Consider the following 20,130-nt stretch of genomic DNA (forward strand, 5'->3'; position numbering starts at 1 on the left):
GCGGGTGAGGCGCAGTGGCGGCGGATATGGGCGGGGTATCTTTCGTTGAATGTAGCGGGATTGGAGTTCGCGGGGCGGTTGTTGGGGCGGCATATGTTTTGGGCGTAACGTTTGGCTTGTCCGCTGCCTTGGAATCGATCAAACGGGTGGGACTTGCCTGATACAGGCTTGGGGTGTATAAGAAATCCTACGAAATGACCCCGCTAAAAATAGCCGACACAACGTACATACGGGTTAGCGGGGGATCAAATCGTCTTATACGCCCTAAATGGTGTAATAAAAGACGCCTTTTAGGGGGTCTATTTCACGTTAGGCTCTGACAAAAATGATTGATAGCACACTAATATTTATAGATGGTGAAAACCTGTCCTTGCGATATCAAGACATGGTTAAATCCGGTGCAATTCCAGCACCAGATAATATTATTATTGACGACTGCTTTGTATGGAATCCACGCATCCTCAAAGATCACTATTGGAACCTTAAGCGATTATCTTACTACACCAGTGTCGTTGGAGACGATAATCTGGTTAGAGAAGTACGCGAAAAAATTTCTCATACCACTTTCACTTGCAATACCTTAAGAAGTTTAGGCAATCAAACAATTAGTCAAACCGGTCAATTCATTCCATTTGTGAGAAAGAAAAGTAAAAAGTCACGAAAGGAAGGCATTTGTGACATTATGATCGCAGTCGACGTAATGCGTGCTTGCTATCGCGATCACGCACAAACAATTTGGCTATTTAGCGGAGATGGTGACTTCATTCAGCTTTTTGAAGAAGTCGTCCATAGCGGCAAGCAAGCATATGCATCCGCATTTTCTTCAGGTTTATGTAACGACATCCGTTTTGTTGTTGATGAATTTATCCCGTTAGATAAATACTTCTTTGTCGAAGCAACAGATACAACAGCAGAAGATGCATCTACTGTTGAACCTGACTTACTGCTCAACAACGTAGCCGAACAGTCCGTAGCATGAGCCTAACGAGTCGATGCAGCGGAAAACGCCCTTTGCTTCTTTCTTTTGTTGCTGTGGTTATTCGAAGTTTCCGACTTCGGTCAAGCTTCCCGAAGGGCGTTTCCGCTGATCTTGAACGTTAGCCAGCGTAGCCCGGATGGGGCCTTGCGGAATCCGGGGCCATAGCGGCGCGGGATCATCCCGGATTCCGCTACGCTTCATCCGAGCTACGCTGGCTGGTTTGTTTGTTCGACACCAATATGAGACTGGAATCGATAGCTTTCTTTCTGATGGGCCTTATCTTTTTGGGAATCAGCGGCTGTTCAACAATTGAACGGAGCTTGCTGTTCTATCCGACCCATAGACCCCATGACAACAGTCTGACACCGTGGATTAAAAATGGTGAGGTGATTGGTTACTCCCGAAAAGTAGAATCCCCCAGCAACGTATGGCTGATGCTTCACGGAAATGGCGGTCAGGCGTCTGATCGCCTGTACGCAATACCGAGTTTCTCCTCTGGGGATTCCGTATATATCCTTGAATATCCTGGTTATGGGAACCGTAAAGGCACTCCGTCAAAAGAGGCTTTTGATCAGGCCGCCAGAGAGGCTTACGAGTTCCTGAGAGAAACGCACCCTCGTGTCTCTGTATGCGTGGTTGCCGAATCAATCGGATCTGGCCCCGCATCAACCCTTTCTAGCCTTAATCAATCACCGGACAAATTCGCTCTCATTGTGCCTTTTGACAAGCTGTCCTTAGTCGCCGAAGACCACTTCCCCGCTTTTCTTGTACGTCTGTTATTAAAAAATAACTGGGACAACGTAAAGGCTCTTTCAAACTATAAAGGTCCGGTGGAAATTATCGGGGCTGAATTCGATAATGTTATCCCGATAAGACATGCCAAAGCCCTTGCCACTGCCATACCGGGATCAAAACTGACACTCATCACTGGCGGTCACAACGATTGGTCGTTTGAAGGTCGAGTAAAGATAAGAAATTAGCACGTGGGTTGGGGTGAGGCACGAACCCCAACATTTCGAGGGTTGGCGTTGGGTTGGGGTTCCTTCGTCACCCCGACCTACCGCCCCAATCTGGATCAAAACCCACATCCCATCCCAGCCCGCTTTGTAAATATTCACACGATTTCCCGTCAAGCCATCACAGCTTCAAGCGGTAGTGTTGCCATATCCTAACGGCAACCCATTAGCCATCACTCAGTGAGAGGCCCGCCATGCCGTGCTATCGCTTGAAGCTCTCGAAACGCCTCGACCACCGCATTCCTTACGGCTTGACCTTAACGCAGGTTTCCGCGAGCCAGAACGACATGGTTTGGATCGTGCATTCTCAGGAAGTGCGGCCCAACGCCAAAACCTGTGTCATCTGCGTCCCCGTTGACCTGCCAGCTCAGGGCCAGTTCGATGTGCGGATGCTCACGCTTCATTATGCGGATGCGCCGCGCTTGGTGGATAGGGTGGTCCTCGCCACGGAGCGCTTGGACGAAAAGTATAAAACCGCCGCGCTCGTCCCCGAGGGCTCAAAGGACGGTTCGGCCACCATTCTCGACTTGGCCCGAAAAGGCATGAACTTGTTTCGCCCCAAAAGCAATACGATACAGACGCGCCTCATCCCGGCCAAGGCGTGGGCCTAACCCTTGAACGCCCTGCCGTTCAGGCAAGCCGTTCGACAGCCCGCCGCGCCGCCATAATCCCCCGGTACTGCGCCTCCTCGAACAGCGAAAACCCAGACAAGTCGGAATGGGCCGGGTGTATCCGCCCGGATCCCGCCGCCATGGCTTCCCGCCCGCCGTTGAATAGAAAACCCGTCCGGGGCCGAACCATGGCGTGGCCCCAGCGGAAAACATCGACATTGGCCGTGAGCGCCCGAATATCGGGATGGGGCCGGGACAGGTCGGCGAAAATGTCCTCCGCCCAATCGTGCCAAGTCCGCTCCAACAACATCCGCCGCCCTTGCGTCGGACCAACCTCGCTCAAAGGCCGGTAGTAAGTCAGCACGGTTTCGGTCTGGCGACTGCGCCACGCTTGATGGGTGGCGACCACATAGCCCAGCGATTGGCTCTGAAACAGCGCGTTGTCCCAGGCCAACGGCGCGCCGTTGCCACGGGCCGGGAAGCCATCCAAAGTCAGATTCGCCACCAGCCAGGGCGCATACTCGAACGCCCCCGCCGCCCGCCGCAAAGGTTCCGGCAGTCCCGCGCACACCCACGGCAACAGGAAACTTGGCGCGGCCCACACCACTTGTTCCGCCCGCCAGCGCACGACTTGGCCGGTGTCTGGCTGGAAGGCATCGACCGCCACGCCGCCCGCCTCTTCCGCCAGCCGGAACACCAGTTGCCGCGTGTCGATCCACGGCTTCAGCCGCTCCAACAGCCGCCGCACCAGCCAGCCGTTGCCCTCTGGCCAAGTCAGCACCGCGCCTTCCCGTGCGTCCGCGCCGCCGCCGGTGCGGCTGGCGAAATAATGCAGGCCCGCCCAGGCCGAGGTGTCCCCGTGGTCGCAGCCGAAATCGTCCCGGCAGGCGTAATTCACATACCAATGCAGATAGGGCGAATCGAAGCCCTGCCCGGCCAGCCAATCCCGCATGGACACTCGGTCCAGCGCCAGAAACCGCCCGTCCCGCGAGCTTTCCGCCATGGGCAGGCTGAACATCCGTCGCCCATCAGCGCCGCGCCGCTGGCGGTGGTCATCCATCAAGGCGAGGAAGCGCTCGAACTGCGCTTGATCGCCGCGCCCGGTGCCGCGCTTGGGCTGCAAGCCTTCTTGCCAAGCGCCGTGCAGGAATAGGCGCTCCTGCGGCGCGAAGCACAGATGGCGCTCGTCGTAGCGGGGTTCGGGGGCGTCCGGGTCGCCCCGCAGCACGCCCAAATCCGCCAGCAACAGCCGCACCCAGGGCAATTCCACCCCCGGCAGCGGCAGGTAATGGGCACCCCACGGAAAGGCCGACACCCGGTTCTCGCCCCAGCGGCTATTGCCACCGGGCTGGGCGTCCAGTTCCAACAGGCGGAAACCGGTGTAGCCACTGCGTTGCAGCCACCACGCGGCGGACAACCCGGCGATGCCGCCGCCGACGATGAGCAAGGGCGTTCGGCGTTGTTCCGACGGGGCGGGCCAGTCGCTATGACCGCGCAAGCGATGGCCGGTCAAAAAGGAGGGGCCGAGCAATTGGCCAGCGGGGCGGGGATCGTGGCCTGAGCAACGGGGAATCAGGCCCGCGCCCAGACCGGCGAGTAGCGAAAGGAGGACTTGGCGGCGGTGCATTCGGGATGGGAGGGTGTGCTGGAGTCCAAACTTTAGTTTGGGCAGGAACGTAAGCTGTTGAAGTTTCCTACAAACTGAAGTTTGTACTCCAGGGCGGCTCCGGGCGAGGGCGTCGGGCATGAGTACATGCCCGACCTACAAGCGGACTCAAAGCTTGAACGTGGCATCCAACAGCTTGATGAAGTTTCGCTTGGCCTTGTAGTTCACCCGCAGGAAGGCCACATAATCCACCAATTCGCTGGTCTGCCCGAGTAGGCTCATCAGCCCGCTGGCCTTACGAATCAGCGTGATAGCCTGCTCGTAGGCGGTGTTGTTGGTCTGCTCGATGAGCTTGGGAATCACCTCGCGGTACACCTGCAAGGCGTCGGCGGGACGGGACGCCTCTAATTGACCGGCCACCGCCAGACGCAAATCCTCCCGGCAGTCGCCACGCTGCATGGCGTCCCAGGCCGCGTCCGGGTCGCTCTCCCACAGGGCGATGCGGACCCGCTCGGAATGATCCGGCCCGGAATGCCGACCCGTCCAGTGCGGGGCACCGCTCACACCCCGTGCGATGGCGGCGTCCAATTCGGCCAGGGCACGCTCCCGCTGTGTCGGCCAAACGCCCAAGCGCTCCGCCATATTCTTCAGCTTCTGGTATTGGTCAAGGCGCGGGCTTTCCGCGAATTGCGCCCAGATCAATTCCAACGCTTCGTCGCGCCGCCCCCGCGCCAGATACGCCTCGGCGAGGAAGTCCCGCAGCCGATTGTCGGACTGCCGGCCGGGAAACGCCGCCATGCCCCGCTCGGCCCAATCCAGGGCTTGATCGGCGCGGCCCGCATCACGGCAGATTTCCGCGATTTTGAGATAGCGCCAGGGTGACGATAGATCGTGGGCCTTGATGGCGATCAGGCCGTCGATGTCGCCGGATTCTTTCGCCAAGTTCTCCATGATGCCCGCGATCCGAGAGTCGTTGCGCTTGTCCGAGGGACTCGTCTCGTGCCAAGCCTGTTCGGCCAACTCCCGGAAGCGCTTGGTCCCGGACGGTCCCAACACCTCGCGGTATTCGCTCAGGCTGTTGTGGAAGTTGCTCAAACCCTTCACGACCTCATAGCGGAACAGCCGCTCCGCCAACAACACCGGATCGGGTCGCGCCATCTCACAGGCTTTGTAGTGCAGTTCGCTGAGTTCTTGCAGCAGCTCGTGGATGTCGCTCTCTTCGTAATATTCCATCCGCGCTTGGGCCTGCTCCACCTTCTCGATGGCGTATTCGGCCAGATCGACCAGGGCTTCGGCGCTGTCGGGTTCCAGGAGTTCCGCCAGGGAATCAACCAACTCGCGCAATTCCTCGTCGTCGGCGTTGCGGGTGGCGCCGTCGATTTCCCGCCGGAAGGTCTTAACCAGATCGAAGGAGCCGCTGGCTCGCTCGGCCTTGAGCAGCAAGTTCCGGTATAGCCCGTCGTCCCGCTGAGCGGCGTCCATGAGCAAATCAAGCAGGGTTTCCGGCGGTTGCAGGGCGAGGTATTCGCAGATCATGGCCCACGGGTCGCGGCCATACACCGCCACCGGCCCGCCGGTCTCGGCCCGCTCGGCCAGGAAGGCCAAGCCCACCGCGACGCAGTGCTTGCAGAAATTGCCCTCGGCGGCGTGCGGGCAGGTGCAGTCGTAGTTGAATTCTTCCCCGTCGGTCCATAGCGCCACCTCGTAAAGCTCGGTGCCCTCGACGCGGGCGCTGACCTTGCCGCCGGCGTCGCGCAAGCGGCTGACGGCACCTTGGCGGAAATAGGTTTCGCCCCGCGAGAAGATGGTTTGGCCCGCGAAGTCGAGCAAAGCGTCGTGGCTGATCCAGTCGTTGAGGTCGGTCATGGGGGATTGATCCTGTGATGATGGCCCTGCCCCTTATCTTGCGGAAGGCTTGGCTCAGAGGGGCATGCGTCGAGTCCCGACACAAAGGCATAGTTTAACTGGGAAGACGGGGAATCACGTTACGCCTTGCCGCGATGCCGCACGCGAAGATGCTAAAATCGCGCCTCGATATAACCAACCACATTGAGTACACCATGAGCGAAATTACCATCGAGCATAACCCGAGCGAAGAGCGTTTGAAGGCACTGGGCGTGGCCCGCTGGTCCATCTGGGAGAAGGAGGTTTCCGAGTTCTCGATTGATTTCGACGAGAAGGAAACCGCCTATGTGCTGGAAGGCGAGATTGTAGTTACTCCCAAGGGCGGCGAGCCGGTGCGGATCGTGCCGGGCGATTTGGTGGTTTTCCCGGAAGGGCTGGATACCGATTGGCAGGTGGTCAAGCCGCTGCGGAAGCATTATAAGCACGGCTGATTCCGCCTGCGGGTGACATGAAAAAGGCGCCTTCGGGCGCCTTTTTCTGTGCCAATCAAGCCGGGCCGTTAAGTGCGGTACTCCGCGTTGATGCGGACATAATCGTAGGAAAAATCGCAGGTCAGCACCGTCTGCACGGCATCGCCCCGGCCCAGGGCCACCCGCACGGTGATGTCCTTCTGAGCCATGACGGCGGCGCCCGCTTCTTCTGTGTAGTCGGGAGCGCGTCCACCGCTCTCGACGATGCGCACCTCCCCCAGCCAAATCGACACGCGGTCGATGTCCAGCCCGACGCAACCGGCCCGGCCCACGGCGGCGAGGATGCGGCCCCAGTTGGGATCGCTGGCGAAAAACGCGGTCTTGACCAAGGGCGAATGGGCGACGGTCTTGGCAACGCTGCGGGCCTCGTCGGCATCGCGGGCTTCCTCCACGACGATGCGGATGAACTTGGTCGCGCCCTCCCCGTCCCGCACAATGGCCTCGGCCAGTTCGGCGCAAACATCCCGCACCGCCTGGGCGAACAGCGGAAAATCCGCGCTGTCCCGGCTCAGTTCGGGCAGGCCGGACGCCCCGGAAGCCAGCAGCACGCAAGCGTCGTTGGTGGACGTGTCGCCGTCCACGGTGACGCAGTTGAAGCTGAGATCGGCGGATTCGGCCAGACAATCCTGCAAGGCTTTGGCCTCGACCTTGGCGTCGGTGGCGAGGAAGGCCAGCATGGTCGCCATGTTGGGCTGAATCATTCCCGCCCCCTTTGAAATGCCGGTGACGGTGATCGTCTGCCCCGCGATTTCGACGGCCCGGCTCACCAGCTTGGGGCGGGTGTCGGTGGTCATGATGGCCCGCGCCGCCTTGGGCCAGTTGGCTTCGTCCAGCGCTCTGAAGGCGATGGGCAGCGCGGCGGCAATCTTGTCCACCGGCAGATATTCGCCGATGATGCCGGTGGAAAACGGCAACACCTGCTCGGGCGCAGCGCCGACCTGTTCCGCCAGTATCCGGCAGGTGGCGCGGGCGTCGTCCAGGCCACGCGCTCCGGTGCCCGCGTTGGCGTTGCCGGAGTTGACCAGCAGCCAGCGCGGTGCCCGCCCCAGATGCTCGCGGGCCACCACCACCGGCGCGGCGCAAAAAGCGTTGCGGGTGAACACGGCGGCGCAGGTGGCGCCCTCAACGGCTTCGATCACCAGCACATCGTCGCGGCCCTGCCGTTTGATGGCCGCGCCCGCCGTCCCCAGCCGAATGCCGGGGACAGGCAGGAACTCCAATTCATATTCAGCCGAACTCATCGCCAAACCTCAGTCCAGCCTGCCGTGGCATTGCTTGAATTTCATACCGGAACCGCAAGGACACGGATCGTTACGGCCCACCTTGTCGAAATCGCGGGTAAAGGGCTGGGCCGACATCGGCTGAGGCGGCGTTTCCTCTTCCGGCTCGGCCCCCAGCGCGACCGCCTCGGCGTGTTGATATTGCATCTCGCGGGGCGTTTGGTTCTGCTCCTCGATGACCCGCACGTCCTCTTCCGTATGGACTTGCACCTTGGACACGATGCCGATGACTTCCTGCTTGATCTCGTCGAGCATGTTGGTGAACATCTCGAAGGCTTCGCGCTTGTATTCCTGCTTGGGGTCTTTCTGGGCGTAGCCGCGCAGGTGGATGCCCTGGCGCAGGTGGTCCATGGCGGCGAGGTGTTCCTTCCAGGAATTGTCGAGGACTTGCAGCATCACGGTCTTTTCGAAATGCCGCATGACCTTCTCGCCGATCCGGGCGACCTTGTCCTGGTAGATCGCTTCTAACTGGTCAACGATTTGATGGCGCAGACGCTCCTCATCCAAGCGCTGGTCGGCGTCCAGCCATTGCTGCACCGGCAGCTTGACGCCGATGTCCCGCTCCAAAGCTTCTTCCAAGCCCTTGATATCCCATTGCTCCTCAAGCGTCATGGGCGGGATGTACTGCGGGAAAAGCTGGACAATCACGTCGGCGCGGGCGGCGGTGACGGTCTCGGAAATATCCTCGGCCTTCATCAACTGGTCGCGCATGTGGTAGATGACCTTGCGCTGATCGTTGGCGACGTTGTCGTATTCCAGCAATTGCTTACGAATGTCGAAGTTGCGGGCTTCCACCTTGCGCTGGGCGTTCTCGATGGCCCGCGTCACCCACGGATGCTCGATGGCCTCGCCTTCCTGCATCCCGAGCCGCTGCATCAGCCCCGCCACGCGGTCGGAGGCGAAGATGCGCATCAGCGGGTCTTCCAGGGACAGATAGAAGCGCGACGAACCGGGGTCGCCCTGGCGGCCCGAGCGGCCGCGCAACTGGTTGTCAACGCGGCGGGATTCGTGGCGTTCCGAGCCGATGACGTGCAAACCGCCAGATTCCACCACCTGTTGATGGCGGGCCTGCCAGTCAGCCTTGACGCGGGCCAGGGTCGCGCCATCGCTCGGGTCGAGGTGGGCGGTGTCTTCCTCCAGGCTGCCGCCCAGCACGATGTCGGTGCCGCGACCGGCCATGTTGGTGGCGATGGTCACGCCGCCGGGCTTGCCAGCCTGGGCGACGATGTGGGCCTCCTGCTCGTGGTGCTTGGCGTTCAGCACTTGGTGGGGAATCTTTTCCCGTTGCAGGAGCTTGGAAATCACCTCGGAGTTCTCGATGGACGTGGTGCCCACCAACACCGGCTGGCCGCGCTTCACGCAGTCCCGGATGTCCACCACCATGGCGTTGTATTTCTCGCGCACCGTGAGGTACACGAGGTCGCCCATGTCCTTGCGGACCATCGCCCGGTTGGAGGGAATCACCACCACCTCCAGGCCATAGATTTGATGGAATTCCGGTGCCTCGGTGTCGGCGGTGCCGGTCATGCCCGAGAGCTTTTTATACAGGCGGAAATAGTTCTGGAAGGTGATGGAGGCCAGGGTTTGGTTTTCGTTCTGGACCTGCACGTTTTCCTTGGCTTCGACCGCTTGATGCAGCCCTTCCGACCAGCGCCGCCCCGTCATGGCGCGGCCCGTGAACTCATCGACGATGATGATCTGGCCGTCGCGGACGATGTAGTCCACGTCCCGCTGGAACAGCCCGTGGGCTTTCAGCGAGGCGTTGATGTAGTGCATCAGCCGGATATTGCGGGCGTCGTACAGGCTTTCATGGGCCTGTATCAAGCCGTGTTGCACCAGCAGGCGCTCAATGTGTTCGTGGCCTTCTTCGGTGAGGAAGACTTGGCGGGCTTTCTCATCCACCGTGAAGTCGCCCGGCCCGTTCTCCTTCTCCTGCTTGACCAGCTTGGGGACAAGCACGTTGACCTTCTGGTAAAGGTCGCTGCGGTCCTCGGTTTGGCCCGAGATGATCAACGGCGTCCGGGCCTCGTCGATGAGGATGGAGTCCACCTCGTCCACGATGGCGAAGAACTTGTCCCGCTGCACCCGCTGATCCTGGCTGAAGGCCATGTTGTCGCGCAGGTAGTCGAAGCCAAACTCGTTGTTGGTGCCGTAGGTGATGTCGGCGCCATAAGCCTCGCGGCGATCCTCGGTGCTGAGGTTGCTGACGATGCAGCCCACGCTCAGCCCTAGGAAGCGGTAGATGCGGCCCATCCATTCCGAGTCGCGGCGGGCCAGGTAGTCGTTCACCGTGACCACATGCACGCCCTTGCCGGGCAGCGCGTTGAGATAGGCGGCCAGCGTCGCGACCAGGGTCTTGCCTTCGCCGGTCTTCATCTCGGAAATCTTGCCGTCGTTCAGGATCATGCCGCCGATCATCTGCACGTCGAAATGGCGCATGTTCAGCACCCGCCGGGAGGCCTCGCGGACGGCGGCGAAGGCTTCCGGCAAAATGGCTTCAAGGGTTTCCCCTTGGTCCAGGCGGTGACGGAATTCTTGGGTTTTGTCGCGGAGCGCTTCGTCGGATAGCTCTTGGAACTTCGGCTCCAAGGCATTGATGCGTTTGACGATTTTGCTTTTTTTCTTAACGATGCGGTCGTTGCGGCTGCCGACGACCTTTTTGACCAGCTTGCCTAGCATTGTGGTTTTATTCCCAGTCCGAACTGAATACAATCCGACGATGATACCGCAAAAACAGTGCATTTATAATGAATGCAAAACTTGGAGGACGGGCGTTCCAACAAGTTTCCCGCCCGGCCCGCCGCCGCCCGCCTTCCCCACCCCGCCGGACATCGCCCATGGCCGTTAAGCCGGAACCCGCCCGCCGTTTTATCAAGGGCGACATCCTCGCCTCCCTCGGCAGTCAACTGGCCGAGCAAAACCGTCTGCTGCAAGCCGTCCAGGCATGTCTGCCGGAATTCCTCGCCTCCCACTGTCGGCATTGCGTCCCCAAGGGCGAACGCCTGCTGATCTACGCCGACACGCCCGCTTTCGCCTCGCAGCTACGGTTTTATGGGCCTAGCCTGCTGGCCCGGCTTGAGGAAATCACCGGGCGGCGGTTCCGGGAATTCCAGGTGCGGAACCTGCTGTCGGTGATGGCCCCACCCAAAAGCAAGCCCCCGCCCGCCCTCCAGCCGCCCACGTCCCGCGCCGTCAAGACACTCCGCGACGGTGCCGCCAATTCGCCGGATGAGATCGGGGAAGCCCTGTTGCGGCTCAGCCGAACCCTCCTGAAAGCCAGCGGAACCGAGCCGTAACGACACAGGTGCCGCGGCCCCACCGTCATCAGGGCCAGCGATATTCCAGCACCCGGCCACCCCGCTCCATGCCCAAACGGACACGCACGGCCTCAGGATGCCGCGCCCCCGCCGCCGGGGATTCGTAAATCCGGATGTCCCCCGCCCGCACCCCCAGGCTATCCAGCACCGGGAACCGCCCGAACAGCCGGAACGCCGCCGGGTCGCCCTCCACCGCCTCCCGCAACAGGCGCTGGTCCGGCGAATCCCCGGCGGAACCGTCGATCACCACATAGCGCACGGGCAAATCCTTGAGGGCCTGCCTCACCTGTTCCGCGCTGTCGAACAGGGGGCGGCGGCGTGCCCCCATCCAGTCCGATTCCGCCAGCCATTGCCCCCCCCTCAGCACGACGCCCGCCCGCCGGTCATCGGCCATCAGCCGCTCCACGATGAAGGCCCCTTCTCCGGCGGGGTCCGACGCCATCATCACCAGCGCACCCTCGGGCGGATACGGGATCGCCCGCGCCGCCTCCCGGTAGCCATCCACCCGGCTCAGGCAGACCTCTTCCGCACTGAACACCGCCAGTCCGGACAAGAGGATCGGCAGGACCGGGGTCCACCGCCAACCGCCAGCACCACTGGCCCGGCCCATGGCCCGCGCCACCAGCAACGCCAGCGGCGCCAGCGCTGGCACCAGCGCCCGTGGCTCGCGGGTCAGGGGCAGGACGAACAGGAAAGCGGCCTGGGCCAGAACCCAGGCTCCCGCGACCAGGCCGTCGGTCGTACACAACGCCGGATCGTTCCGCCGCCAGCGTGCCCACACGCAGCTCCCGAGGCCAACCGCCGCCACCGCCCACACCAGCGGCGGAGCCAAATTCGGCAGGGATTGCAGAGGCGCCAGATGCTTCATCCAATTGAATGCCTTGCCCGCAGCGGCCACGGCCACGGCCTCGGCGGGATACCCCATCTGGGACTGCCGCATCAGGAGATAAAACGGCGCGGCCAGGGCCACGATGGCCGCGTCGGCAGCCCAATAGCGCCAGGCTTTGAAACAGCCCATCCGGCGGGCCAGGATGGGGGCCAACAGGGCGAACGGCCCCAGCGCCCAAGCCGTGCCCTTGGCGAGAATCGCCAGGATCGACCAGCCGGCAAACCGCACCGCCGCCCGGTTGGAGCGGACGTTTTCCAGCAGGTCGGAAAACGCCAGCAGCGCCAGGAACACCAACAATCCGGTGAGCAAATCCGACATGACCGCCCAGGCCGTGCGCTGAATCCACGGCAGGGCCAGGAACACCAACACCGCGCCCGCCGTCACATCCGCCCCATAGACGGGCCGCAGCCGCCGGAACAACAGCCCCGCCAGCGCCGCCGCGATGACCGCGCTCAAGGCCAGCGCACTGTCCACCGTCGGCCCAAACACCTCGTACCACGCCGCCTGTACGCCGTAATACACCGGCGGCCAATGGCCGATGGCGACCTTGGGGTAGCGCACGTAGAAGGATTCCGCGAACCGGATGGGATGGCTGCCGAGGGCGTCGCGCAGGTAGTCGTACACCATCACGCCCGAGGTGAAGTGGGCCGGTGGGTCGCTGGCCGCGAGGCTGGCGCCGAATACGGTCTCGGCCAGATGGTAGTGAATGAAGACAACCCAGACGCTTAGCAGGATGTAGCCGACCGGGATTAAATAGGAGACGGCGGGAGTTTGGCCGAGACCGAGGAGAAACTGTCGCATGGTGGGTTGGTTTTCTACAAGAAAGGGTCAGGGTCGCTGCCCAAGTTCATGGTTTTTATCCTCCATCTCCCATGCCGCCATTGATTTAGGCGGGTGGTGGACGCCAATCCCGGACGGATTGAGGCTTTAGCGTTCGGATGGGATACGGCTATTCTCGCCGGATTTTAGTATTCTTCGCCGCTCCTTCCATCGGCGCCGGATTCCGCGTGGCAAATAAAACGATCTTCTTCAAAGAGCTGCATCCAATTCAACGCCTGTTACCGTTATTGGCGCCCTACGCCTGGCAAACCGCCGGCTTCGTCGTGCTGGGCGTCATGGCCTCGCTGCTGGAAGGGCTGGGCATCGGCCTAATGATCCCGCTGCTGCAAGGCGGCGGTGCCCCGGCGGGCGCCACCAACAGCCCCCTGCTGCGCGGGATCAACGACCTAGTCGGACTGTTCCCGGCGGAATCCCGTGCCGGGGCCATCACCGGGCTTATTCTGGCGGCGATCATGCTCAAGATCGTCCTGGCTTACGCCTTCACCGGACTCGCCGCCTGGATCAGAAGCCGCGTCGTGTACGACACGCGAACCCGAATGTACCGGCAAATTCTGGCAGTCTCTCAGGAATATCTGGACGCCCGGCCAGCGGGAATCCTGCAACAAACCCTTGTTAACGGCGCCTTGGATGCCGCCTATTCGGTATCCAGCCTGCTTTGGATCATCCTCAACGCCAGCACCGTGCTGGTGTTCGCGCTGCTGCTCATGGCCATCGCCTGGAAATTGACCCTAGGGGTCGTGGTGACCCTGCTGGTCTTGTCCAAGTTCGTGCGCTGGGTCGTCAGCGGCGTGAAGTCGCTGGGCAAACGCAACCTGGGCCTTTACAACGCACTGAGCCAGGGCATCAAGGAAACCCTGGCCGGCATCCGCACCATCCACGCCTTCGGGCGGGAGGCCTACGAGACGGAGCGCTTCACCGCCGCGTCCCTGACCAGCCACCGCCTGGAAATCAAGCAGGAACGGCTGGTGTCCCTCGCCCATCCGCTGTCGGAAGGCCTAGCCGCCATAGCCTTGATGGGGATGGTGTTCCTAGCCTTGAAAACCGGACTCCCACTGCCCGTGCTGGCGACGGTGATGTTCATGCTGCTGCGGCTCTTGCCCCAGATTCAAAGCCTGAACACCCAGTTCGCCGTGATCCTGTCGCGGAACGCGGCAGTCGAGGCGGTGCTGGACTTGATGGACAGCCGGGGCAAGCCTTATCCCCGCGCCGGAACGGCCCGCCCCGAACGGCTGGACCGGGGCGTTCGCTTCGAGAATGTTTCCTTCGCCTATCGGGGCAAGGACCAGGCGGTACTGCGGAATATCGACCTGGACCTCCCGCGCGGCCAGACCATCGCCTTCGTCGGCCCATCGGGCACCGGCAAATCCACCCTGATCCACCTGCTGTGCCGGTTCTACGAACCCACCGGCGGCCGCATCCTGGTGGATGATCGCGACCTGGCCGAATTCGATCTGGCCTCCTGGCGGGAACGCCTTGCCCTGGTCAGCCAGGATGTCCACGTCTTTAACGCCACGGTGCGGGACAACATAGCCTACGGGAAGCTGGACGCGGGCGAGGCGGACATCATCGCGGCGGCCCGGCGCGCCCATGCCCACGAGTTCATCGCGGAGCTACCGCAGGGCTATGACACCCTGGTGGGCGACCGGGGCCTGCTGCTGTCCGGCGGGCAGCGGCAACGCCTCTCCATCGCCCGGGCCATCCTGCGCGACCCGGACATCCTGATCCTGGACGAGGCCACCAACGCCCTGGACCCGATTTCGGAAACCCGCATCCAGGCCGCCATCGAGGAATTGGGGCAGAGCCGCACGGTGCTGGTGGTGGCGCATCGCCTGTCCACCATCGAGCGGGCCGACCGGATCGTGGTGCTGGACCAGGGCCAGGTCGCCGAGCAGGGCCGGTTCGGGGAATTGCTGGAGCGGGGCGGGCTGTTCACTACTCTGTACCGCTCCCACTGGCTCGGCATCGCCGGTGACGACGGGACGGCGGCCGTTTCGCTATCAGTACACGCCCTATGACTGGCGCATCCATCGAAGTGTCGGTCATCATCCCGGCCTACCGGGATTGGGCCGCGCTGCCCCGATGCCTGGAAGCCTTGGAGCGGCAGGCGGGCGGCATTGCCTTCGAGACCATTGTGGTCGCCAGCGGTTCGGAAGCTGGCGAATCCCCGCTGGCGGCAGGTTTCCCCTCCACTCGGTTCCTGCTGTTCGCCGAGCGGAAGTTTCCAGGTGTGGCCCGCAACCTCGGCGCCCGGGAGGCGCGGGGCGACATCCTGCTGTTCGTGGATGCCGATTGCGAACTGGCGCCCGACGGCCTCACGCGAGTGGTGGAAAGCCACCGCCGCTACGCCGCGCCCCTGATCGGTGGCGCCATCGACCAGGCGGAACCCGCCAACGGCGCCGCCTGGGGCTACCATTTCGCCAGCTTCGCGCCGTGGCTGCCCCGCCGCTCGGAGCAACCCATTCCGGTCGCCGATCTGGCGACCCCGTGCTGTTCGGTGAAGCGCTGGGCCTTCGAGCGGTTCGGGCCGTTTTCAGAGTCCCGTTATTGCGAGGACACCCTGCTGTGCTGGCACATCCTAGAGGCCGGCTTCGCCGTGCTGTTCGATCCGGCCATCCGGGTCCGCCATCATGGCCTCGACGCGCTGGCTCTGGTGTTGAGCCGCAAGTTCAAGCATGGCCGAGCCTTCGCGGAGATGCGGGGCGACGCCCGGCGCTGGCCGGTGGCCCGGCGGCGCCTGCAAGGGCTGGCCGCGCCGTTGGTGCCCTTCGTGTTGCTATACCGGATTGGCCGGGAGGTGTTCCGGTCGGGGGCATATCGGCGGGGGTTCGTGCTGAGCCTGCCATTTACCGGCGCGGCGGTGCTGGCCTGGACGCTGGGCGAGTGGCTGGGATTATGGTTTCCCCGCGCCGATTGAATCACCCCATCAGGACTTATCCATGAGCATCGAGCTTCCCCGCTTTTCCATCGTCATTCCCACTTTCAACCGGCCAGAGCCGCTGCGGCGTTGCCTGGAGGCGCTGGCCGGGCTGGACTACCCGGCGGATCGGTACGAGGTGATCGTGGTGGACGATGGCGGTCACCAACCGTTGGGCGGCCTCGTCACGGAATTCCAGGACCAGCTGGATATCCGCTTGTTCCGCCAAGCCAACGCCGGACCCGGCGCGGCCCGCAATACCGGCGCGGCGGGGGCGGTTGGCGACTATCTGGCTTTCACCGACGACGATTGCAGGCCCGAACCCGGCTGGCTGCGGGCCTTTGCGGCGCGGTTCGAAACCCGGCCCGATGATCTGTTAGGGGGCCGCACACTGAACGGGGTGTCCGGGAATATCTATTCCGAAGCCAGCCAAGTCATGCAAGCCTGGTTCTATGATTACTGCGAAACCCGCGCTTCGCCGCTGCGGTTCTTCGCCTCCAACAACCTGAGCCTTCCGGCGGCGTTGTTCCGAGAAATGGGCGGGTTCGATACGGCAACCCTCCGGTATGCCTCGGAAGACCGGGAACTGTGCGGGCGCTGGCTGGCGCGTGGGTACGCGATGCGATATGTCCCGGCGGCGCTGATCCGCCATTACCACCACCTCGACAGCGGCAGCTTCTGGCGACAGCACTTCGCTTATGGTCGGGGAGCTTTTCGATTACGGCAGGCTCGGCGCAAGATGGGGTTGGCGCCGCTGCCATCGGACCGCCGCTGGCTGCTCGAAAGCGTTTTCCGGCGGCCCCTCATTGGGAATGGCCTTTGGCGAGGGATGGCGCTGGCGACGCTGGCGTTCTGCACCCATGCCGCAAACTTGGCGGGCTATAGTCGCGAACGCGGCGGTTCCTAGCCGAATGAAGTTCGCAGGCATCGCTCGCTGACCGACTACCCCGCCGAGGCCCGGCGAAGAACCTACGCGATCAAGTCGCCGTTTTGATAGCGGAACCACCTGTTGCCTAAGGCAGGCACCGCGATCATGAGTGATACGGAGATAATGTCCAGAATCGCGTAGACCAAAACGACAGGCAGGGCGAGGGTTATGCTGGCGGCACCCATGTCCAGATGACGGCCATATCGAACCAGTTTTTGGCTGCGCCACCACACCGATGTCAGCGCCTTGCTTAGGGCGACCCAGGCTCCTTTTCGCCAGGGGCGTAATTCCTCCTGTGAGCGGAGAAAGTAAAGTATCTCCCGCAACTGCCGGTCAAGTCGCAGTTTTAGAGAATAGGAAGAGTCTTCGTGGTAAACCACTAAATCCCGGTCGAGAATCGGCGTCTGCCCCCGGGAGCGATACCATTCCGTCAACCAAGCGTCGCCTTCCACTCGGGCAATATACGGCCCAAACGGGGTATCTGAGGCATCAGCGGCACGAATAACTACGTTATGACTGAGAATAGCTACCTGCTCCGCCGACTTCACCGCTGGATCATGCAGGCAACCAAAGGAAAGCACCGTATTCAACGTGGTAAGAAAACCTTTCCCATCGTAGTAAGTGCGGCCAAAGGCGCAGGAAATCTCGGGATGGTTATTAAATAACTCAAGCACTCGGGCAACATAATTATCTCCGAGTCGGCAGTCAGAATCTGTGAAGATAACAATATTGCCTAAAGCCTCCCGAAAGCCCGCATTCTTCAGGGCATAATATTCCTTGCCTGGCTCTACGATATACCTTATGCCTTCGGGCAGGTCTTGGGAGGCTTTACTGGAAACCAGGATGACCTCGCCGCCAGGGGCGGGAAGGCTTTCGATTTGCCGCAGCGCCTCCCGAAGGTTTCTCATAACATGAGGCTCAGTGGACAATTCAGCCGTTTGGTTCTCGATGACAATACTAACCAGTGGTTTCATAGCTAAAACTCCCGCAAAAAGGTAGTTATTGGTGAAAAGCCTTTTACTGCTTTAAAGACGAGGCGGTTTTGGATTCACAACCATCGCAAATCAACCCGTTCCGCGAGCATTCGCCGCAATGAACAAAACCACCACTACAAAACAAGAGAAGATGCTTACGATACTGATGGCCACTCATAACGGCTCCGGCACCTTACCCCGCGTTCTGGACTCCTATCTCCGCCTGGAATCTCCAAAAGGTAAATGGCGTTTAATTATAATTGACAATGCCAGCACCGACGAGACGCCCAATATTCTCGCAAGCTATGCCAAGAATCTACCGCTACTGCCATTACGTATCGAAACGCGTGGCAAAAATATCGCCTTAAACCGGGGCTTGGATTATGTCGAGGGGGATTTGGTCGTGTTCACCGACGACGACGCTATTCCCCGCAGCGGCTGGCTCGCGGCCTTGCGGCGGGCGGCCTCGGAACATCCCGAGTTCGATCTTTTCGCCGGACGGATCGAGCCAATCTGGCCACACCAACTACCGGAATGGATTCCACAGTGGGTCAACCTGGGAGCTGCCTACGCCATCACGCCAACCACCACAATGCCGGGACAGGTACCGGCCAATCAGGTCTGGGGCGCCAACATGGCGGTGCGGCAACGGGTTTTCGCAGCCGGACACCGCTTCAACGAAACCGTGGGGCCTGCGAGCGGCCAGTACATCATGGGTAGCGAGGTGGAGTTCACCTGCCGCGTCGAGCAATCAGGCTGCAAAGCGTGGTTTGTTGACGACGCCCGCGTGGGGCACCTGATCCGGCCCGAGCAAATGGAGCGGGCCTGGCTCATCCGCCGCGCCTATCGCCTCGGCAAACACATTTACCATCAGGACAGGCTGGGCTACACGGAAGTCAGTCATTTGTCCTGGCTCGCATTGTTCTGGAAGTATCCACGCCTTGGCGCTGGCTATGTCAGACGGCTAATCGCCCGACGGCAGCGGGACAACCAGCGGATGTTTTCAGCCGATTGGGAGATTTCCTTCGCCAAAGGCTATCTATCCGAATCACTGATAAGCCTACCCGGGCGGTGGAGCTTGCCCTAGCCAATCCCACCTTCTGTTTCCCAGGCGAACCCGGAATCAGCATCGCCAAGCGTCGAGGTTGCGCTGGGTCAGCGCTTCCAGCGCGGACAAGTCCTCGTGGAACGCGACGGCTAGCTTGGCCCGCAGGGCAGGGTCGATTTTCGGTCCCGTAATCAGGTTGAGTTTCTTGATGGGCTTGGTGATGGCGTCACGCACTTCCAACGGCAAAGTCCGTTGCGCCCAAAAGCGAAGGGCGTTGTCCTGCATCATCCGGTAATGCAGCCAAGCCCAGCGAGGTTGGCGGGAGCTGACATTTTCCCTGGGGATGACAGGATTTTCCAGCGGATCAACGCCGATGTGGCGGAACACACGGTTCAAGGTTTCCACAGGCCGCCCCAGCCAATCCTCGTAGAAAAGAATGAGCAACTGTTCCCGTGGAAAGAATTTCAGCCAATGAGTTAAATGCCGTCCGTAATACCCATGATTGCGGTAATGCCAGGCGGGTCGCCAGCCTTGGGCGATGCGCTCGTCTTGCGCAACCCATGCCGTTTCAAAATCGCTAATGTTCTCGTGGCCGAGATGGCGGAGATGCAACCAATGGGAATGCCCCGCTCGACGGGATGCCGCAGGACGGTGATCAGCCGGACATTTGGCACGTAACGGACGGCATGGGCGGGAGCCTCAGCCGATTGTAGATAAGCTGTGCTGGCCTCACCGGCTTTGGCATCCGGCGGGCATTGAGAAAACAAGCGCAGATAGTCGGCTTCTTCCACAACAATCGTTCTGAGTCGGACCTCCGCGCCTGGGTCGCGATAGTCGGGCCGCCACCCTGGGTTAATGAAATAACGCGGTTCCTTTGCCGGTGAGCAGAAGATTCGGGGGTGCTGCTCCAAGGCGCGGAACATGGCCGTCGTTCCGGCTTTGGGCGCTCCGAGGATGAGAAAGTCGGGAAATTTGGGATGTATGTCCATGGTATTCGGAAATTTGATTACCTGATTAGAAAGGAACTTCATTCGGGGCCGTTTTTGTCCCCTCCCCCAACGGGGGAGGGGACAAAAAGCCTCTCACTGAACTTCATTGCTAATCAGGTTTGATTATGAGCGTGAGGGCCGATGACTCGTCCAGCACGAGCGAGGCCCTAGCGCAATGGGGTCGGCACCAACCGGTCCCCGCTCAGGCCGTTCGACGCGCCCTCGCCTTCCTCGTGGTAGCTGGCCCCCGTGTTGACCGACCACACGTCCAGCGCTTCGCCCAGCACATTCCGGGCGGCGTACAGCCCGGTGAGCATGGAGTGGTCCATGTTGTTGTAGCGGTGCTGGCCGTTGCGGCCGATGG

At 61.4% G+C, this 20,130-nt stretch carries 18 protein-coding genes; 9 read left to right on the plus strand and 9 right to left on the minus strand.

Translation table 11 applies throughout. The annotated features are described in order from the left end of the window. The first annotated feature begins 325 nt into the window (after window positions 1-325). From ACXWUF_RS05000 to ACXWUF_RS05010, 3 genes are all read left to right on the plus strand, one after another. Window positions 326-979: an NYN domain-containing protein gene (locus ACXWUF_RS05000; protein WP_458493564.1), complete on the plus strand. Its 654-nt coding sequence runs from the start codon at window positions 326-328 to the stop codon at window positions 977-979. A gap of 224 nt (window positions 980-1,203) precedes the next feature. Then, window positions 1,204-1,959 carry an alpha/beta hydrolase gene (locus tag ACXWUF_RS05005; RefSeq protein WP_458493565.1) on the plus strand — a complete coding sequence of 252 codons (756 nt, stop codon included), beginning with the start codon at window positions 1,204-1,206 and terminating at the stop codon, window positions 1,957-1,959. Between the two features lie 230 nt (window positions 1,960-2,189). Next, entirely contained in the window at window positions 2,190-2,606 is a 417-nt protein-coding gene (locus ACXWUF_RS05010) for a hypothetical protein (RefSeq protein ID WP_458493566.1), read from the plus strand. A gap of 19 nt (window positions 2,607-2,625) precedes the next feature. On the opposite strand, the gene ACXWUF_RS05015 is transcribed toward ACXWUF_RS05010, so the two are convergent. After that, the gene (locus ACXWUF_RS05015; protein WP_458493567.1) at window positions 2,626-4,233 is read right to left on the minus strand and encodes an NAD(P)-binding protein; all 1,608 of its coding nucleotides are present in this window, start codon (window positions 4,231-4,233) and stop codon (window positions 2,626-2,628) included. A 147-nt stretch (window positions 4,234-4,380) separates the two neighbouring features. Continuing rightward, window positions 4,381-6,078 (minus strand): SWIM zinc finger family protein, encoded by a 1,698-nt coding sequence (locus tag ACXWUF_RS05020; RefSeq protein ID WP_458493568.1) that lies wholly within the window; start codon window positions 6,076-6,078, stop codon window positions 4,381-4,383. Between the two features lie 194 nt (window positions 6,079-6,272). Here ACXWUF_RS05020 and ACXWUF_RS05025 point away from each other — a divergent pair, with 194 nt between their 5' ends. Further along, complete coding sequence (locus ACXWUF_RS05025; RefSeq protein WP_458493569.1) at window positions 6,273-6,548, plus strand: cupin domain-containing protein; 276 nt, start codon at window positions 6,273-6,275, stop codon at window positions 6,546-6,548. 68 nt (window positions 6,549-6,616) lie between these two features. Here ACXWUF_RS05025 and argJ read toward each other — a convergent pair whose 3' ends face one another. Then, window positions 6,617-7,828, minus strand: coding sequence for a bifunctional glutamate N-acetyltransferase/amino-acid acetyltransferase ArgJ (gene argJ / locus ACXWUF_RS05030; protein ID WP_458493570.1), 1,212 nt, complete (start codon window positions 7,826-7,828; stop codon window positions 6,617-6,619). A gap of 9 nt (window positions 7,829-7,837) precedes the next feature. Continuing rightward, on the minus strand, window positions 7,838-10,546 hold the full coding sequence (gene secA, locus ACXWUF_RS05035) for a preprotein translocase subunit SecA (RefSeq protein ID WP_458493571.1): 2,709 nt from the start codon (window positions 10,544-10,546) through the stop codon (window positions 7,838-7,840). A 158-nt stretch (window positions 10,547-10,704) separates the two neighbouring features. Here secA and ACXWUF_RS05040 point away from each other — a divergent pair, with 158 nt between their 5' ends. Next, entirely contained in the window at window positions 10,705-11,163 is a 459-nt protein-coding gene (locus ACXWUF_RS05040) for a DciA family protein (RefSeq protein WP_458493572.1), read from the plus strand. A gap of 28 nt (window positions 11,164-11,191) precedes the next feature. Here ACXWUF_RS05040 and ACXWUF_RS05045 read toward each other — a convergent pair whose 3' ends face one another. After that, window positions 11,192-12,874, minus strand: a complete 1,683-nt coding sequence (locus tag ACXWUF_RS05045; RefSeq protein ID WP_458493573.1) for an ArnT family glycosyltransferase — start codon at window positions 12,872-12,874, stop codon at window positions 11,192-11,194. A 206-nt stretch (window positions 12,875-13,080) separates the two neighbouring features. On the opposite strand from ACXWUF_RS05045, the gene ACXWUF_RS05050 reads away from it, so the two are divergent. Genes ACXWUF_RS05050 through ACXWUF_RS05060 form a run of 3 tightly spaced genes read left to right on the plus strand, consistent with a single transcriptional unit; the run spans window position 13,081 to window position 16,734 of the window. Next, window positions 13,081-14,928: an ABC transporter ATP-binding protein gene (locus tag ACXWUF_RS05050; protein WP_458493574.1), complete on the plus strand. Its 1,848-nt coding sequence runs from the start codon at window positions 13,081-13,083 to the stop codon at window positions 14,926-14,928. Next, a complete protein-coding gene (locus tag ACXWUF_RS05055; protein WP_458493575.1) occupies window positions 14,925-15,827 on the plus strand; it encodes a glycosyltransferase family 2 protein in 903 nt (300 codons plus the stop codon). Before ACXWUF_RS05050 ends, ACXWUF_RS05055 begins: the two co-directional genes overlap by 4 nt. 22 nt (window positions 15,828-15,849) lie before the next feature. Beyond that, the gene (locus ACXWUF_RS05060; RefSeq protein ID WP_458493576.1) at window positions 15,850-16,734 is read left to right on the plus strand and encodes a glycosyltransferase; all 885 of its coding nucleotides are present in this window, start codon (window positions 15,850-15,852) and stop codon (window positions 16,732-16,734) included. A 62-nt stretch (window positions 16,735-16,796) separates the two neighbouring features. Here the strand turns inward: ACXWUF_RS05060 and ACXWUF_RS05065 are convergent, their stop codons facing one another. After that, on the minus strand, window positions 16,797-17,729 hold the full coding sequence (locus tag ACXWUF_RS05065; protein ID WP_458493577.1) for a glycosyltransferase family A protein: 933 nt from the start codon (window positions 17,727-17,729) through the stop codon (window positions 16,797-16,799). A 118-nt stretch (window positions 17,730-17,847) separates the two neighbouring features. On the opposite strand from ACXWUF_RS05065, the gene ACXWUF_RS05070 reads away from it, so the two are divergent. Then, a complete protein-coding gene (locus tag ACXWUF_RS05070) occupies window positions 17,848-18,816 on the plus strand; it encodes a glycosyltransferase (RefSeq protein WP_458493578.1) in 969 nt (322 codons plus the stop codon). Between the two features lie 36 nt (window positions 18,817-18,852). On the opposite strand, the gene ACXWUF_RS05075 is transcribed toward ACXWUF_RS05070, so the two are convergent. From ACXWUF_RS05075 to ACXWUF_RS05085, 3 genes are all read right to left on the minus strand, one after another. Further along, entirely contained in the window at window positions 18,853-19,359 is a 507-nt protein-coding gene (locus tag ACXWUF_RS05075; RefSeq protein WP_458493580.1) for a sulfotransferase domain-containing protein, read from the minus strand. Then, window positions 19,254-19,808, minus strand: coding sequence for a hypothetical protein (locus ACXWUF_RS05080; protein ID WP_458493581.1), 555 nt, complete (start codon window positions 19,806-19,808; stop codon window positions 19,254-19,256). Before ACXWUF_RS05080 ends, ACXWUF_RS05075 begins: the two co-directional genes overlap by 106 nt. 125 nt (window positions 19,809-19,933) lie before the next feature. Continuing rightward, on the minus strand, window positions 19,934-20,130 hold a 197-nt coding region (locus ACXWUF_RS05085), incomplete at its 5' end, for a hypothetical protein (RefSeq protein WP_458493579.1).

It is taken from the genome of Methylomagnum sp. (assembly GCF_054333355.1).

Bases quoted from the DNA above. Each gene is read 5' to 3' on its own strand.
- ACXWUF_RS05000 (WP_458493564.1), top strand. From the start codon at position 326: ATGATTGATAGCACACTAATATTTATAGATGGTGAAAACCTGTCCTTG.
- ACXWUF_RS05010 (WP_458493566.1), top strand. From the start codon at position 2,190: ATGCCGTGCTATCGCTTGAAGCTCTCGAAACGCCTCGACCACCGCATT.
- ACXWUF_RS05015 (WP_458493567.1), bottom strand. From the start codon at position 4,233: ATGCACCGCCGCCAAGTCCTCCTTTCGCTACTCGCCGGTCTGGGCGCG.
- ACXWUF_RS05020 (WP_458493568.1), bottom strand. From the start codon at position 6,078: ATGACCGACCTCAACGACTGGATCAGCCACGACGCTTTGCTCGACTTC.
- ACXWUF_RS05025 (WP_458493569.1), top strand. From the start codon at position 6,273: ATGAGCGAAATTACCATCGAGCATAACCCGAGCGAAGAGCGTTTGAAG.
- argJ (WP_458493570.1), bottom strand. From the start codon at position 7,828: ATGAGTTCGGCTGAATATGAATTGGAGTTCCTGCCTGTCCCCGGCATT.
- secA (WP_458493571.1), bottom strand. From the start codon at position 10,546: ATGCTAGGCAAGCTGGTCAAAAAGGTCGTCGGCAGCCGCAACGACCGC.
- ACXWUF_RS05040 (WP_458493572.1), top strand. From the start codon at position 10,705: ATGGCCGTTAAGCCGGAACCCGCCCGCCGTTTTATCAAGGGCGACATC.
- ACXWUF_RS05045 (WP_458493573.1), bottom strand. From the start codon at position 12,874: ATGCGACAGTTTCTCCTCGGTCTCGGCCAAACTCCCGCCGTCTCCTAT.
- ACXWUF_RS05055 (WP_458493575.1), top strand. From the start codon at position 14,925: ATGACTGGCGCATCCATCGAAGTGTCGGTCATCATCCCGGCCTACCGG.
- ACXWUF_RS05060 (WP_458493576.1), top strand. From the start codon at position 15,850: ATGAGCATCGAGCTTCCCCGCTTTTCCATCGTCATTCCCACTTTCAAC.
- ACXWUF_RS05065 (WP_458493577.1), bottom strand. From the start codon at position 17,729: ATGAAACCACTGGTTAGTATTGTCATCGAGAACCAAACGGCTGAATTG.
- ACXWUF_RS05070 (WP_458493578.1), top strand. From the start codon at position 17,848: ATGAACAAAACCACCACTACAAAACAAGAGAAGATGCTTACGATACTG.
- ACXWUF_RS05080 (WP_458493581.1), bottom strand. From the start codon at position 19,808: ATGAAGTTCCTTTCTAATCAGGTAATCAAATTTCCGAATACCATGGAC.